The organism is Streptomyces sp. NPDC048254, assembly GCF_043201895.1.
Taxonomy (GTDB): domain Bacteria; phylum Actinomycetota; class Actinomycetes; order Streptomycetales; family Streptomycetaceae; genus Streptomyces.
This window is the reverse complement of record NZ_JBICZJ010000009.1, coordinates 412,154-426,797: the sequence shown is the minus strand read 5'-3', so window position 1 is coordinate 426,797 and position 14,644 is coordinate 412,154. Positions and strand designations below refer to the sequence as shown.

Genomic DNA, 14,644 nt, shown 5'->3' with positions numbered 1-14,644 from the left:
TTTTCCGACGCGGGTTGTTTCGCTTCCTGCTGCCCCGGTGACAGGGGCCTTCGCCATGCCCCGATGAAGGCGGTTCGCCTTCACCCCGGCCATGATCTGTTTCCAGGTGTCGTAGCCCACCCCGTCGACTTCGAGATCGGCGTGCTCCCATTTTCCTGGTTTGGGCTCGCCTGTATCGGGATCCGTTACGAGTTCACCGTCCAGGATTCGACCACCCCACCAAGCGGGATTGGTAACGGCCCCCTTCACGCCCTGCTCGGACCATGTGCCGCCCCGGGCGGTGAGGATCGGGTTTCCGTCCGAGTCCCTCTCTCGGTTGATCCAACCTGTGATGTGACGCCAAGAGCGTCCCGTAGCCCGCTTCTTGATCATCTGGACCAGGTAGGGCCAATGGGCAGGATTCTTCTTCTCGTTGCCCAGGCGACCTGTTCGCTTGTCTGCTCCGAACCAGCCGAACCGCTGGGGGCCTCCAGGGATTGCTCCTTCCTCGGCTCGGTCCTTGGCGTTGCGCGTCGTCCTCTTGTGGATCTTGCGTACCTCGTCCTCGCCCGTTCCGGAAGTCACTGGACCAGCGATTATTGAGCCGTCGTCATCCACGAGGTTCAGACGGGTCGTGTCTTCGATGAAGACACCTGAGCCATTCATGACCAAGGCGTCTTGCAGGGCGATGAAGTCGCGGGGGAGTCGCCAGACCCGCTCTCGTTCCACCGCGATACATCCCTTGAGCGGGATGCCGGTCTCTTCCTCGTAGCCGTGGGTGATGTCCTTGATCATTTCAAGGAAGGCGGGTCGGACTACTTCGCGCTTGGCCGCCGTGAGGTTGTTGTCCTCGTAGCACACGACGACGGCGCAGTTGTGAGGAGCCGCGTTCCGCGCGTTGTTCTTGTGCTGGCGGCCAATCCCGATGGCGTCGCCCTCCAGCCGGTCGGCGGAGATGCGGGCTAAGGACGCGATGGGTGTTCTCCCGCTGAGCCAATCCTCGACCTTGCCCCCCTGGTCAAGGTGGGCTTGCAGCTCGGGAGCGACGTAGGAGCGGGAGAACGTCTTGGACGGACGCGCGGGGTTCCTCGTATCGATCATGTAACGCAGCGTAGTGCGCCGTATTCGACGATGCTGCTGTTCGTCGCACTTTGGGCGGTGGACCAGGCAGACCTCCAGGTCCCCGTCCACCGGTGAGCGGCGCCACAGGATGCAGCCGGCCGCCAGGACCGGGGTGTCGTTCACACCGCCTCCAGCCGCTGTTTCTGCCACGCCTGCTGGAACGCGAACCGGGCCGCCTCCACCTCGTGCCGCTGGTCGGCGTGGAGGACGCCGAGGGCGTAGGCGGTCGCCGGGGCGATACGCGGGGTGCGGGCGGCGGACGCGGCGGCCGCCGCCGCTTCGGAGGCGTCGCGGTGCCGGTTCAGGGCCTGGCCCGCCGAGAACAGCCGTACGTCCACGGGCGCGCCCTCGCCGCACAGCACCTCACGGGCGTAGCGGTGCAGGCGCAGCAGGAGGCGGACCTGGTGCCAGGGGCCGTCCTGGGGGTGCGGGGACGGGTCCGGGGACAGGCCGTGGACCAGGGCCTCCGCGTTGTAGGGGTGGCCGGCGGTGACCAGGGGGAGGGCCGCGATGGCGTCGGTGAGGCGTTCCTCGGCCGCGGCGGCGAGGGGGCGCAGGTCGGCCGTGGGTGCCGCGGGGGTGAGCGGGACCTCGCTGGCCAGTACCGCGACCTTGTCGGCGACCGCGTGGAAGCGGGAGGAGCCGAGCGCCTGGAGGGCCGTGGAGTGGGCCCTGGTGCGGGCGAGGGTGAGCTGGCGGTCCAGCAGGGCGCCGGCCTTGGCCGCGCCGACGGTGAGGTTGCCGCGTTCGGCCGGGACCTCCGAAGTGGCCTGGCTCGGCAGGGTCGTCGAGCCGGAGAGCCGGTGGAGGGCCAGCAACAGGCGCTCCAGTCTTGCCTCGTAGGCGTGCTCAAGCCCCAACGTGCCCGACAGCCAGGCCAGTTCGGGGCGGATCTCCTCCGACCAGTCGGCCTCAAGGAGGGGGCGGAAGGTGTGCAGGCTGCCGCTGATGCGCCGGGCCGAGCGGCGCAGCGCGCGGGCCGCGTCGACGGACTCCTCCGCCGCGCTCGGCGTTCCGGTCTCCCGGTGCAGGCGCAGCGCGCGGAGGAACTCCGTGGCCTGGGCGCGCAGGTAGCCCGCGAGGGCGTCCCCGGTCACCACCAGGGCCGTCGGGTCCGTCGGTTCAAGATGTTGCTGTGCCACGCCGGCGCCTCCGGGCGTCTATGAGCATCTCCTGGATGTTGCGCAGGGGCTGTCCGTCCGCGTCGGTCGCGTGCCGGGTCCACTCGCCGTCCGCACCCAGGTGCCAGGAGGAGGTGGAGTCGGACATACCGGTTTCGAAGAGCCGGGTGAGCGCGGCCCGGTGGGCCGGGTCGGTGACCCGGACCAGGGCCTCTATCCGGCGGTCGAGGTTGCGGTGCATCATGTCGGCGCTGCCTATCCACACCTCGGGCTCGCCGCCGTTGCCGAAGGCGAAGACCCGGGAGTGTTCCAGGAAGCGGCCGAGGATCGAGCGGACCCGGACGTTCTCCGACAGGCCCGTGACGCCCGGCCGGATCGCGCAGATGCCGCGGACCCAGATGTCGACCGGTACGCCCGCCATGGACGCGCGGTACAGGGCGTCGATGATCGCCTCGTCGACCATCGAGTTGACCTTGATGCGGATGAACGCGGGACGGCCGGCCCGGTGGTGCTGTACTTCCTTGTTGATCCGCGCGATCAGTCCGTCGCGCAGCGACTTGGGTGCCACCAGCAGGCGGCGGTAGGTCTCCCGGCGGGAGTAGCCGGAGAGCCGGTTGAACAGGTCGGACAGGTCCGCGCCGACCTGGGTGTCGGCGGTGAGCAGGCCGAGGTCCTCGTAGAGCCGTGCCGTCTTCGGGTGGTAGTTGCCGGTGCCGACATGGCAGTAGCGGCGGAGCGTCTCGCCCTCCTGGCGGACCACCAGGGACAGCTTGCAGTGCGTCTTCAGGCCGACCAGGCCGTAGACGACGTGGCAGCCGGCCTCTTCCAGGCGCTTGGCCCACTTGATGTTGGCGTGCTCGTCGAAGCGGGCCTTGATCTCGACCAGGACGAGGACCTGTTTGCCGGCCTCGGCGGCGTCGATGAGCGCGTTGACGATCGGGGAGTCGCCGGAGGTGCGGTACAGGGTCTGCTTGATGGCGAGGACGTCCGGGTCCTCGGCGGCCTGCTCGATGAAGGCCTGCACGGAGGTGGAGAAGCTGTCGTACGGGTGGTGCAGCAGGACGTCCCGCTCGCGCAGGGCCGCGAAGATGTCGGGCGCGGACGCCGACTCGACCTCGGCGAGATCGCGGTGGGTGCCCGCGATGAACTTCCGGTACTTCAGCTCCGGCCGGTCCAGGCCGGAGATGCGGAAGAGCCCGGTCAGGTCGAGCGGGCCGGGCAGCGGGTAGACCTCGGCCTCGGAGACCTTCAGCTCGCGGACCAGCAGGTCGAGGACCTCGCGGTCGATGGACTCCTCGACCTCCAGGCGCACCGGCGGCCCGAAGCGGCGCCGCATGAGCTCCTTCTCCAGGGCCTGGAGCAGGTTCTCGGCGTCGTCCTCCTCGACCTCCAGGTCCTCGTTCCGGGTGAGGCGGAAGGCGTGGTGCTCCACGACCTCCATGCCCGGGAACAGCTCCTCCAGGTGGGCGCCGATGACGTCCTCGATGGGGACGTACCGGCCCGGGCTGCTCTCCAGGAAGCGGGACAGCGACGGCGGCACCTTGACCCGGGCGAAGTGCTTGTGGCCGCTCACCGGGTTGCGTACGACCACGGCCAGGTTCAGGGAGAGGCCGGAGATGTACGGGAAGGGGTGCGCCGGGTCGACCGCCAGCGGGGTCAGGACCGGGAAGATCTGGTGCCGGAAGAGCGTGAAGAGCCGCGCCTGCTCCTTCTCGGTCAGCTCGGCCCAGCGGACCAGGTGGATGCCCTCCTCGGCGAGCGCGGGGGCGATGTCCTCGTGGTAGCAGGCGGCGTGCCGGGCCATCAGCTCACGGGAGCGGGCCCAGATCATCTCCAGCACCTCGCGGGGCTGCAGCCCGGAGGCGGACCGGGTGGCCACGCCCGTCGCTATCCGGCGCTTCAGCCCTGCCACCCGGACCATGAAGAACTCGTCCAGGTTGCTCGCGAAGATCGCCAGGAAGTTCGCCCGCTCCAGCAGCGGCGTGTTCGGGTCCTCGGCGAGTTCGAGCACCCGCTCGTTGAACGCGAGCCAGCTGCGCTCCCGGTCGAGGAAGCGCCCCTGGGGCAGTTGGGGCCCGTCGTACGGTGACTCCTCGTAGGCGTCGAGGTCGGCATCGATGTCGGGTTCGAGGTCGGAGACCGCGGCGGCCACGGTGTGCGGGCGGTGCGCGGCGATGGAGCCTACGGAGGGCTGGGTGTGCTGGACCTCGGCTGCCTGGGCGTTCTGCTGACTCATGACCCCATTCTTCCGCGCCCGGGGTGTGACAGGCGCGTCGGAACGCGCGGGTGGGAGCTGAACGACCCCGTTTCCCGCGAACCCCTGAAGGGGCGGCGAAGGCTCTGGTACGGCGGGCTTCATTGGTTGAGCCTCGCAAGACAGCCTGAACCAATGGTTACGAAGACATGGCGTATGGGATAGCTGCGGGAGGCTCGCGGACGTCGAAGATCAGGCCGCGGCGCCCTTCGGGATCACGAAAGCGACGTTCGTGTACGACCTTTCCGCGGATCCCGTGCGCCCTTCCGCCGACGGGGGGACGCACGGGTCCGACGGTTCCTCAGCGGGTTCGGTGGCGCAAGAGGGAGAACGCGCCGGCGACGGCCGCCGCGGCAAGGGCGAGCACTATCGCGGTGGCCGTGAGGTTGAGGGCCCAGAAGCCGTGCAGGGGGCCGTCCAGCGGTTTCCACGCCGCGCGCAGATACAGCCTGATCACCAGGGTCACGGCGGCGGCCACGGCCAGCGCGGGCAGGGTGCGGCGCAGGGCGATCCCGGCGAGCGTGCCGACGGCGAGGCCGAGCAGCAGCAGGGCCGGCAGCAGCGGGCCGCGCGGGATGAAGACGCGGTCCCAGGTCCAGTTGGTGACCAGGGCGCCCCGGTCCGAGGTCCACACCCAGCTGTAGACCAGCGCCAGCAGTCCGCCCCCGGCGAGCAGCGGCACGGCGGCCGCGATCAGCTTCCCCGCCAGCCAGCGGGCCGGGGAGACCGACTGGGTCCAGGCCAGCTTGGCGGTGCCGGACTCCAGCTCCCGGCCGATCAGCGCGGCGCCCGCCCAGGCGGCGACGGCGACGGCGGAGTAGCCGAGGGCCTCGCCGAGGAGGTTGAAGACGTTGTTGGCGTCCGTGAACGCCGAGTAGTCGCAGGTGGGGAGGTTGCCGTCGGCGGAGTAGTGGAAGCCCAGGCAGGCCCGCTCGGCGGGCACCTCGGAGAAGTGCAGCCAGAGCAGCCAGCCCGTCACCAGCAGCCCGAACGCGGTCCAGACGAGCAGTGCCGGGCGGTGCAGCCGGCGCAGGGAGCGCTGGGCGGCCGCGGGACCGGGGGCGGGGGCGGGGGCGGGGGCGGCGGACAGGGCGGTCATCAGGCGGTCGTCTTTCCGGTCAGGCGGCGCAGCGCCAGGAAGCAGCCCAGGGTCAGCAGGGCCGTCACGGCGAGGAGCAGGGCGGTGGTGGTCAGCTGGAGCGGCCAGTAGTGCGAGGCGGGGTGGTAGTCGCCGTAGGGGACTTCGGCGTGCTTGCCCGTCCGCACCGTCCAGGAGCTGTTGGGGAGGGCGAAGAAGGCCTTTCCGGTGCTGGTCCTCGTCGGCCACAGGAGGGGCATGAGCAGCTGGGCGGCGACCCAGACCGCGCCGGTGAGGAGCAGGCCGAGGCCCAGGGCGGGCAGCGTGCGGCGGGACAGCAGGCCCGCCAGCGCGCCCGCCGCCAGCCCGCACAGGGCCAGGGCGACGAGGGTGGGGCCGTTGGTGTGGAAGGTCCAGACGTCGTACCACTGCTTGGCGGTGTCGATACGGCTGTTGCCCGCGGCCCAGGCCAGATGGTGCAGCCACACCAGCAGCGCGGTCCCGGCGGCGACGGCGGCGGCCGGTACCGCGAGCCGGACGGCCAGCCAGCGCACCGGGGTGCTGGACTGGGTCCAGGCCAGCCGGGCGGTGCCGGACTCCAGCTCCTTGCCGAACGCGCCGCCCGCCCAGCCGGCCGCGAGGAGGGGCGGCGCGGCCACGGCCAGGGTGGCGTAGGTGTACCAGTCCTTGTAGCGCAGGATCGCGTTCTGGTCGTACGAACAGTTCCGCCAGTCCGTGCAGCTGTTGTACTGGCGCCAGGCCTCGGCCGCCGCGTCGGCCAGCGGGCCGTACAGGAGCAGGAGCACGGCGGCGGTCACGAGGACGAGGGCCGCCCAGACGGACAGCGCGGGGCGGTGCAGTCGCAGCAGCCAGCGGGTCAGGCGCGGCCGGCCCGGTGCGGTCGGTGCGGTCGGGGCGATGGTGGTCATACGGCGGCCTCCGCGGCGGTCAGGACCGGGGCTTCGGGGTTGCGGAGGTGGGCGAGGACCAGCTCCTCCAGGGAGGGGGCACCGGTGCGCCAGTCGGCGGGCAGCGGGCCCGCCGGGCGGATCAAGGCGCTGAGCTGTCGGCCGGTGGTCCGGGAGTCCACGACGGTGTGCGGGGTGAGGTCCGTGTCGGCGGTGGCGCCGACTCTGGTGTGGGCGGCCAGCAGGTCGTCGATCTCGCCGGCCAGCCGGACCCGGCCGCCGCCGATCAGCAGCAGGTGGTCGCAGGAGTCCTCCAGTTCGGCGACCACGTGCGAGGACATCGCGATGGTGGTGCCGTGCTGGGCGGCCTCCACCATCAGCAGGGCCATCAGCTCGTGCCGGGCCAGCGGGTCGAGGTCGGCCATCGGCTCGTCCAGGAGCAGCAGTTCGGGCCGCTTGCCGAGCGCCAGGGCGAGCGCGACCCGGGTGCGCTGGCCGCCGGAGAGCGAACGGATACGGGACTTCGGGTCCAGACCGCCGCCGGCCACGACATGCTCGGCGGCGGCCGCGTCCCAGCGCTCCGGGTTGAGGTCGGCGCCCATCCGGAGCGTCTCGGCGACCGTGAGCTGCGGGTACAGCGGCTTGTCCTGGGCGACGTAACCGACCCGCCCGCGCGCCTCGGCCGGGGTGGCACCGAGGACGGTCAGCTCGCCCTCGGTCGGGCCCAGCAGACCGGCGGCGAGGGCGAGGAGCGTGGACTTGCCCGCCCCGTTGGGGCCCACCACGGCACACACCCGGCCGGCCGGCAGCCGGAAGCCGCACTCGCGCAGCGCCCAGCCCCCGCGCCGGCCGAAGCGCTTGCCGAGCGCGGCCGCCGCTATCGCGGTGTCGGTCATGAACTCTCTCCTTGCAGGTGCTTTTCGTGTACGGAGAAGTGCTTCTCGAGTACGGCGGTGAAGAGTGCGGCCACGTCGTCCCGGTCCAGGCCGGACGCACGGGCCCGGGCGGCCCAGTCGTCCAGCTCCCCGTGCAGGGGGGACTCGGCCGGGGCGGTGCTCAGGGCGCGTTTCACGAACGTGCCGAGGCCGCGCCGGGCCTCCACCAGGCCCTCCCGCTCCAGCTCCCGGTAGGCCTTGAGCACGGTGTTGGGGTTGATGGCGGTGGCCTCGACCACTTCGCGGGCGGTGGGCAGCTTGTCCCCCGGCCGGAGATGGCCCAGCCGCAGGGCCTGCTTGGTCTGCTGGACTATCTGGACGTAGGTGGCGACGCCGGAGCGCCGGTCGATGCGGTACTCGACCACCCGTTACAACCACCCTTTCACTAATTGAGTAGTGGAAGGGTGGTGCAAGGGTGGGCCGAAAGTCAATCCCGGAAGATTTCCGGACCGGTCCCCGAGTCCGTGAACCGATCGGCCGGGCTCGTGCGATGAGGAGACGTGAGCGGAACGAGAAGCGACGGGGAGCTGCTGCGGGCGATCGCGGCGGACTCCGACCGGCGCGCCTTCGAGGAGCTGTACCGGCGGTACGCGCCGTGGCTGACCGCGCGGCTGCGCGGCCGGTGCGCGGATCCCGCGGTCGTCGACGACGTCGTGCAGGAGACGTTCCTCGCGGTGTGGCGGGGGACCGCCCGGTACCACGAGGAGGGTGACGCCGCCGGCTGGCTGTGGCGGATCGGGTCGCGGCGGCTGGTCGACGCGCTGCGCGGCGACGGCGCCCGGGGCCGGCTGCGGCAGGCGCTGGCGCGGCTGCGGCACCGGGACGAGGCCTCGGCGGAGGAACGCGTGCTCGCGGGGGTGGAGCACGGGGACCTCGCCGGGGCCCTGGTCCGGCTCTCGCCGGAGCTGCGGGCGGTGCTCCAGGCGACGGTGATCGACGGGCTGACCACCCGGGAGGCGGCGGTCCTGCTCGGCATCCCGCCGGGGACGGTCAAGACACGGGCGATGCGGGCCCGCAAGCAGCTGCGGGAGGAGTTGGCATGACCTGGCATGTTGCCGAAGAGGATCTACGGGCCTACGCGCGCGGCGAGCTGGCGGCGCCGCTGCTGTGGTCGGCCGACGCCCACGTCGGCTCCTGCGCACGCTGCCGGGAGGCGCTCGCCGCGGTGTCCGACCCGGTCGCGCTGGACGCCGGCTGGGACCGCCTGGACGCCGAACTGGACGCACCCCGGCCCGGGCTGGGCGAACGGCTGCTGACCCGCCTCGGTGTCGCCGAGCACACCGCACGGCTGCTCACCGCGACCCCGGTGCTGAGCCGCTCGTGGCTGGCGTCGGTCGTGTTCGTGCTGGCGGCGACGGTCGTGGTGGTGCACGAGGTGGACGCCCCGGCCCTGTTCCTGGCACTGGCCCCGCTGCTCCCGCTGGCCGCGGTGGCGCTGTCGTACGGGCCGGCCCTCGACCCCACCCATGAGATCGCCGCGGTCGCCCCGACGCACGGCTTCCGGCTGCTGATGATCCGCACGGTCGCCGCGCTGACCGCGTCCCTCGGTCTCAACTGCCTTGCCGCGCTGGCCCTCCCGGGCTACGGGCTGCTCGCCTTCGGCTGGCTGCTGCCCGCCCTCGCGCTCACCGCGGCCGGTCTCGCGCTCTCCGCCCGGCTGGGCCCGCTGCTCGGCCCCGGCCTGGTCGGCGGCGCCTGGACGCTGCTGATGGCGGTGGCGGCGCTGCACCCCGCGGACACGCCGGTCGCGTTCACGGCGGCGGGACAGTCGGTGGCCGCGGCACTGGCCGCGCTGGCGACGTTCCTGCTGCACCAGGCGCGCGACCGCTTCGACGCCAAGCCCTACTGACCTTCCGACCTTCTGATCCTGATCGCTGGAGCCCCTACGTGAACACCACTGTCTCCGCCGCAGGCCTCACCGTGCGCTACGGCGGCACCCGGGCCCTGGACGGCGTCTCGCTGCGCCTGACGGACGGCGTGACGGGCCTGCTGGGCCCGAACGGCGCCGGGAAGACCACCCTGCTGAAGGTCCTGGCCACGGCCGTACCGCCGGACAGCGGCGGCTTCACCGTCCGCGGCGCGGACCCGTCGGCACAGGCGGGCCGCCTGGCCGTCCGCCGCACGCTCGGCTACCTGCCCCAGACCCCCGGATTCCACCCGGACTTCACGGCCTTCGAGTTCGTCGACTACGTGGCCGTCCTCAAGGAGCTGACCGGCCGGGCCGAACGCCACCGCGAGGTGCGGCGCGTCCTGGACCAGGTCGGGCTCGCGGACGTACGCGGCCGGCGCATCAAGCGGCTGTCCGGCGGGATGCGCCAGCGGGTCGCCCTGGCGGCGGCCCTCGTCGGAGACCCCGGCTTCCTGGTCCTCGACGAGCCGACCGTCCACCTGGACCCCGAACAGCGCATGCGATTCCGGGAGTTGATCGCGGAGGCGGGGGAGGGCCGCACGGTGCTGCTCTCCACCCACCAGACCGAGGACGTGGCGATGCTCTGCCATCACGTGATCGTCCTGGCGGGCGGCCGGGTCCGCTTCGACGGCACCCCCGCCGAGCTGACGGCGCGGGCGGCCGGCCGGGTGTGGAGCAGTACGGAACGCGCCCCGGGCGCCCGGGCGGGCTGGCGCACCGGCACCGGCGCCTTCCGCAACGTGGGCGATCCGCCGGCCGGTGCCGACCTGCTCGAACCGACCCTGGAGGACGGCTACCTGCTCGTCCTCGACGACGAGACCACGGAGGTGGCGGCGGCATGACGACGACGCTCGTGAAGCCGGAGGCGCCGGTGGCGCCCGAGAACAGCCACCGCGGCGCGCCGGTGCTGGCCCTGGCGCTCTTCGAGGCCCGCCAACTGGCCCTGCAGATACCGATGCTGGTCTTCTCCCTCCTCTATCTCGTCTTCGTCGGCTACGAGTTGTTCGGCCGGGACGAGGGCATGGACGCCTATCCGGTCCTGCACGACGCCGACCGGGCCACCCAGGGCGGCCCGGTGCTGCTCTGCATCGCCCTGCTGGTGTGCGTGAACCGGGCGGCGCTGCTGAACCGGCGGCGCGGGCTGGACGAGCAGTTCTCGGTGCTGGTCATGTCGGTGCCGCGGCGCACGCTGGCGCACGCCCTGTCGGTGGTGCCGTTCGCCGCGGGAGTGGCCCTGGTGGTGGGCGTCCAGTTCGGCTGGGCGGCGCTGCGGCCGGGCGCGGTCGGTCACGGCTCGCTCGCCGAACTGGCCGTCGCCCCGCTGACGGTGCTGCTCTCCGGGGCGGTCGGCATCCTGCTGGCCCGGGTCCTGCCGTACCCGGCGGTCCCGCTGCTGTTCGTGGTCCTCCTGGCGGTCGTGGTCAGCCTCGTCGGCGGGATCTCGGGCGGCGTGCACGGCGTCCAGTGGCTCTGGCCGACGGTGATGGAGAACGGCGGCACCCCCGTCCCGGGCGAACTGCTGGGCCGCCCGGCGGGCTGGCACGTGCTGTACCTGACCGGTCTGACGATGCTGGCGGCGGGCGCCGCGGTGCTGGTGGCGGGCGGCCGGACGCGTGCGCTCAAGGCGGTGACGGTGCTGGCCCTGGCCGCCGCGGTGGCCGGCGCGGCCGGGCAGGCCCCGGGCGACTCCGCCGCGTTGCGGGCCGCGCGCAAGGCGGAGGCGGACAGCCCGCAGAAGTTCCAGGTGTGCGTCGAGCGCGACGGCTCCCGGTACTGCGCCTACCCCGACTGGAAGGGCTGGACGGTCGACTGGGCGGGAGTGGTGCACCGGGTGCGGTCGGAGGCGGGCGGCGAGGCGGCGACCACCCGTCTCACCGTGCGCCAGCGCATCGAGGCGGTCACCGACCTGACCACGGACGCCACCCTGCCGTCCAGTTCGACCCGGGGCACGGTGACGGTCGGCACCCAGTGGGGCGGCAACCGGGTCCCCGAGTTCGCGGTCGGGGTCGCCAGGGTCCTGGTGGCGGGCAGCGAACAGGCGTCCTTCGAGATGTGCGACGCCCGGGCGGTCACGACGATGTGGCTGGCCCTCGCCACCGACCCCACTCCGGCGGACACCTTCCGACACCTCCGCATCGACGACAGCCTCACCGGCCCGGCCGCGGTCCTCACCCCGGACGGCGGCAGCATGAGCGTCTCGGCCCAGGAGACCCAGGTCGTACGCGAACTGCTCCGCGAACCGCACGACACGATCGCGGCCCGGGTGAAGGCCCACTGGGCAGAACTGACCTCGTCACGGACGACCGCGGCGGCGGCGGCCCGCCTGCTGGGCGTGACGGTCCCGCAGGGCAAGGACGACTGCGGGGAGGGCTGACTCGGGCCCCCTCCCCCGCCTTCAGTCCTGCCCGCTGCTCACGTCTCCGTCCGGTACATCAGGTCCGTCTCGTGGGTCGTGAAGCCCAGGCGTTCGTAGACCGCCACCGCCGCCGTGTTGTCGGCGTCGACGTAGAGCATCGCCGTCGGCAGGCCCCGGTCGGACAGGTGGCGCAGGCCGATGGTGGTGAGGGACTTGCCGAGGCCGCCGCCCTGGGCGGTGGGGGAGACGCCGAGGACGTAGACCTCGCCCAGGCGTTCCTGGTCGTGGATCTTCGTCCAGTGGAAGCCGACGAGTTCGCCCGCGCGCTCGGCGAGGAAGAAGCCGGCCGGGTCGAACCAGGGCTGGGACTTGCGGTCGTCCAGGTCGCGCTGGGTGAGCGAGCCCTGTTCGGGGTGGTGGGCGAAGGCGGCCGCGTTCAGAGCCAGCCAGGCCGTGTCGTCCTGGCCGGGGACGAAGGCGCGGACCGTCACGCCCTCGGGGAGTTTCGGGTCGGGCAGGTCCAGGTCCGTCAACGGGCGGCGCAGCTGGCGCAGTTCGCGGAACAGGGTGAGGCCGAGGACCTGGGCGAGATGGCGGGCCGCCGAGTGGCCGCCGTGGGCCCAGACGCGCAGCCGCTTGCCGGAGGCCGCGAGGAGGGCGGAGCCGAGGGCGCGGCCGTGGCCGTGGCCCCGGTGGGCGGGGTGGACGACGAGTTCCGCGGCCGGTGCCTCCACCGGGTCGGTGTCCTCCAGCTGGGCGTAGCCCACGAGTTCGTCGCCGACGGTGAGCAGCAGATGGGAGACGCCCTCGCGGGCGCCGCCGCGGATCTGGATACGGCCCTGCTCGGACACCGGCTGCTGGCCGTCGGAACGGGCCGCCTCCGCCAGCAGCCCCAGCACGGCCTCGGCATGGTCCGGGGCGAGCGCGGAGTAGGTGTCGATGGAGCGGGAGTACATGGGCGGCCGTGCGGTGTCGTCGCTGGTCATGCGTACGAGGGTACGGGTCCTGACGGACAAAGTGGGGGCAAGGGCGAAGGTAAAGGGCGGGGCAAAAGGCAACCAGGATGTAACCATGAACCCCCTGTTGCGCTACGCGCGTTGATCCTAGGCTGCGCCGGACCGGGCCACTTCTCAGCAGACCCACAGGGGGGTTCCATGCAAGCGAAGTCCAGACCGTCCAGACGCCGTGCGTACGCTCTGCTCGCGTCCGCCGCCACGCTCGCCACCGCCGCCGCGCTGGCGGGTGCGCTGCCCGCCGACGCGCACACCGGCAAGGGGCACGGGCACCACGCCGACCGCTACCAGGACGTCCAGCTCCTCTCCTTCAACGACCTGCACGGCAACCTGGAGCCGCCGTCCGGCTCCTCCGGCCGGGTCACCGAAACCCAGGCCGACGGGACGACCAGGACGATCGACGCGGGCGGTGTCGAGTACCTCGCGACCCACCTGCGCCAGGCCCGCAAGGGCAACCCGTACTCCGTCACGGCCGCCGGCGGTGACATGGTCGGCGCCTCCCCGCTGATCTCCGGGCTCTTCCACGACGAGCCCACCATCGAGGCGCTCAACAAGCTCGACCTGGACGTGACGACGGTCGGCAACCACGAGTTCGACGAGGGCGCCAGGGAACTCGCGCGCCTCCAGAACGGCGGCTGCCACCCCACCGACGGGTGCTACACCGACAAGAAGTTCAAGGGCGCCGACTTCCCCTACCTGGCCGCCAACGTCCTCGACGACAAGACGGACAAGCCGATCCTCAAGCCTTACTGGGTCTGGAAGAAGAAGGACGTCAAGATCGGCTTCATCGGCGTCACCCTGGAGGGCACGCCCGGCATCGTCTCCGCCGACGGCGTCAAGGGGCTGGCCTTCAAGGACGAGGTCGAGACGATCAACAAGTACGCCAAGGTGCTCCAGCGCCAGGGCGTCCAGTCGATCGTGGCGCTGGTGCACGAGGGCGGCTTCCCGGCCTCGTCCAACTACAACTACGACTGCGACTCCGCGGGCGCCGGCAGCGGCATCTCCGGCCCGATCGTCGACATCGCGAAGAACGTGACGCCGGCCGTGGACGCGCTGGTCACCGGGCACACCCACACCGCGTACGTCTGCACGATCGACGACCCGGCCGGCAACCCCCGCATGGTCACCTCCGCCGCCTCCTTCGGCCGCCTCTACACCGACACCACCCTGACGTACGACCGCCGTACCGGCGACATCGCGCGGACGGCCGTGAAGTCGGCGAACCACGTGGTCACCCGGGACGTCGCCAAGGCGCCCGACATGACCGCGCTGATCGGCAAGTGGAACACCCTCGCCGCCCCGATCGGCAACCGCGCCATCGGCTACATCTCCGCCGACGTCAACAGCACCGGCACCGAGTCCCCGATGGGCGACCTGATCGCCGACGCCCAGTTCGCGTACGGCAAGGAGCTGGACCCGGAGACCGACCTGGCCCTGATGAACCCGGGCGGGGTGCGAGCCGGGCTGACGTACACGGCCAAGGGGAGCGAGGGCGACGGCGTGGTGACCTACGCCGAGGGCTTCACGGTCCAGCCGTTCGCCAACACCGTCAACCTCCAGGACTTCACCGGGGCCCAGGTCATCCAGGTGCTCAAGGAGCAGGTGAGCGGCGGCAACGCGGCCGCCCCGAAGATCCTGCAGCCGTCGAAGAACCTCACCTACACCCTGGACCTGACGAAGACGGGCGCGGACCGGGTCGTCACCGACTCCATCCGCCTCAACGGCACCGCCATCGACCCGGCGGCCACCTACCGCGTCGCCACCAACTCCTTCCTCGCGGGCGGCGGCGACGGCTTCACCACCCTCGGCCAGGGCACCGGCGACGTCGTCGGCACCGACGACCTGTCGGCCCTGGCGGACTACCTGACGGCCAACTCCTCGGCCACGGCCCCGATCGCACCGCCGGCCGCGAACCGGATCACGATCGTGCAGTAGTCACCCGCCTCGGCCCCGCCCCGGGCCCGGTACG

At 72.1% G+C, this 14,644-nt stretch carries 12 protein-coding genes and 1 pseudogene; 5 read left to right on the top strand and 8 right to left on the bottom strand.

Features of this window, described 5'->3' with window-relative positions; all coding sequences use genetic code 11:
- Nucleotides 1-1,110: 1,110 nt before the first annotated feature.
- The 7 genes and pseudogenes from ACGFZQ_RS26680 to ACGFZQ_RS26650 all read right to left on the bottom strand — a co-directional run.
- Nucleotides 1,111-1,251: pseudogene (locus ACGFZQ_RS26680) on the bottom strand (NUDIX hydrolase); the annotation flags it as partial.
- The gene (locus ACGFZQ_RS26675) at nt 1,221-2,243 is read right to left on the bottom strand and encodes a CHAD domain-containing protein (RefSeq protein ID WP_393842417.1); all 1,023 of its coding nucleotides are present in this window, start codon (nt 2,241-2,243) and stop codon (nt 1,221-1,223) included. The gene ACGFZQ_RS26675 and the pseudogene ACGFZQ_RS26680, both read right to left, overlap by 31 nt.
- Nucleotides 2,224-4,581, bottom strand: coding sequence for an RNA degradosome polyphosphate kinase (locus tag ACGFZQ_RS26670; RefSeq protein ID WP_393842416.1), 2,358 nt, complete (start codon nt 4,579-4,581; stop codon nt 2,224-2,226). Before ACGFZQ_RS26670 ends, ACGFZQ_RS26675 begins: the two co-directional genes overlap by 20 nt.
- Before the next feature lie 196 nt (nt 4,582-4,777).
- The gene (locus ACGFZQ_RS26665; protein WP_393842415.1) at nt 4,778-5,575 is read right to left on the bottom strand and encodes a hypothetical protein; all 798 of its coding nucleotides are present in this window, start codon (nt 5,573-5,575) and stop codon (nt 4,778-4,780) included.
- Nucleotides 5,575-6,483, bottom strand: coding sequence for an ABC transporter permease (locus tag ACGFZQ_RS26660; protein WP_393842414.1), 909 nt, complete (start codon nt 6,481-6,483; stop codon nt 5,575-5,577). The genes ACGFZQ_RS26665 and ACGFZQ_RS26660 overlap by 1 nt, the downstream gene beginning before the upstream one ends.
- On the bottom strand, nt 6,480-7,358 hold the full coding sequence (locus ACGFZQ_RS26655) for an ABC transporter ATP-binding protein (protein WP_393842413.1): 879 nt from the start codon (nt 7,356-7,358) through the stop codon (nt 6,480-6,482). The genes ACGFZQ_RS26660 and ACGFZQ_RS26655 overlap by 4 nt, the downstream gene beginning before the upstream one ends.
- Nucleotides 7,355-7,762 carry a GntR family transcriptional regulator gene (locus ACGFZQ_RS26650; RefSeq protein WP_351747074.1) on the bottom strand — a complete coding sequence of 136 codons (408 nt, stop codon included), beginning with the start codon at nt 7,760-7,762 and terminating at the stop codon, nt 7,355-7,357. Before ACGFZQ_RS26650 ends, ACGFZQ_RS26655 begins: the two co-directional genes overlap by 4 nt.
- A gap of 135 nt (nt 7,763-7,897) precedes the next feature.
- Between ACGFZQ_RS26650 and ACGFZQ_RS26645 the strand changes: the two genes are divergently transcribed.
- From ACGFZQ_RS26645 to ACGFZQ_RS26630, 4 genes are read left to right on the top strand one after another with little or no spacing between them, the layout of a single operon-like run.
- Entirely contained in the window at nt 7,898-8,440 is a 543-nt protein-coding gene (locus ACGFZQ_RS26645; RefSeq protein ID WP_351708875.1) for an RNA polymerase sigma factor, read from the top strand.
- A complete protein-coding gene (locus ACGFZQ_RS26640) occupies nt 8,437-9,246 on the top strand; it encodes a zf-HC2 domain-containing protein (protein WP_351747069.1) in 810 nt (269 codons plus the stop codon). The genes ACGFZQ_RS26645 and ACGFZQ_RS26640 overlap by 4 nt, the downstream gene beginning before the upstream one ends.
- Before the next feature lie 38 nt (nt 9,247-9,284).
- Nucleotides 9,285-10,148: an ABC transporter ATP-binding protein gene (locus tag ACGFZQ_RS26635; protein ID WP_393842412.1), complete on the top strand. Its 864-nt coding sequence runs from the start codon at nt 9,285-9,287 to the stop codon at nt 10,146-10,148.
- Nucleotides 10,145-11,680, top strand: coding sequence for an ABC transporter permease (locus tag ACGFZQ_RS26630; protein WP_393842411.1), 1,536 nt, complete (start codon nt 10,145-10,147; stop codon nt 11,678-11,680). Before ACGFZQ_RS26635 ends, ACGFZQ_RS26630 begins: the two co-directional genes overlap by 4 nt.
- Nucleotides 11,681-11,718: 38 nt before the next feature.
- Here ACGFZQ_RS26630 and mshD read toward each other — a convergent pair whose 3' ends face one another.
- Nucleotides 11,719-12,648 (bottom strand): mycothiol synthase, encoded by a 930-nt coding sequence (gene mshD / locus ACGFZQ_RS26625; protein ID WP_393842410.1) that lies wholly within the window; start codon nt 12,646-12,648, stop codon nt 11,719-11,721.
- A gap of 168 nt (nt 12,649-12,816) precedes the next feature.
- On the opposite strand from mshD, the gene ACGFZQ_RS26620 reads away from it, so the two are divergent.
- On the top strand, nt 12,817-14,610 hold the full coding sequence (locus ACGFZQ_RS26620) for a bifunctional metallophosphatase/5'-nucleotidase (RefSeq protein WP_393842409.1): 1,794 nt from the start codon (nt 12,817-12,819) through the stop codon (nt 14,608-14,610).
- Nucleotides 14,611-14,644: the final 34 nt, after the last annotated feature.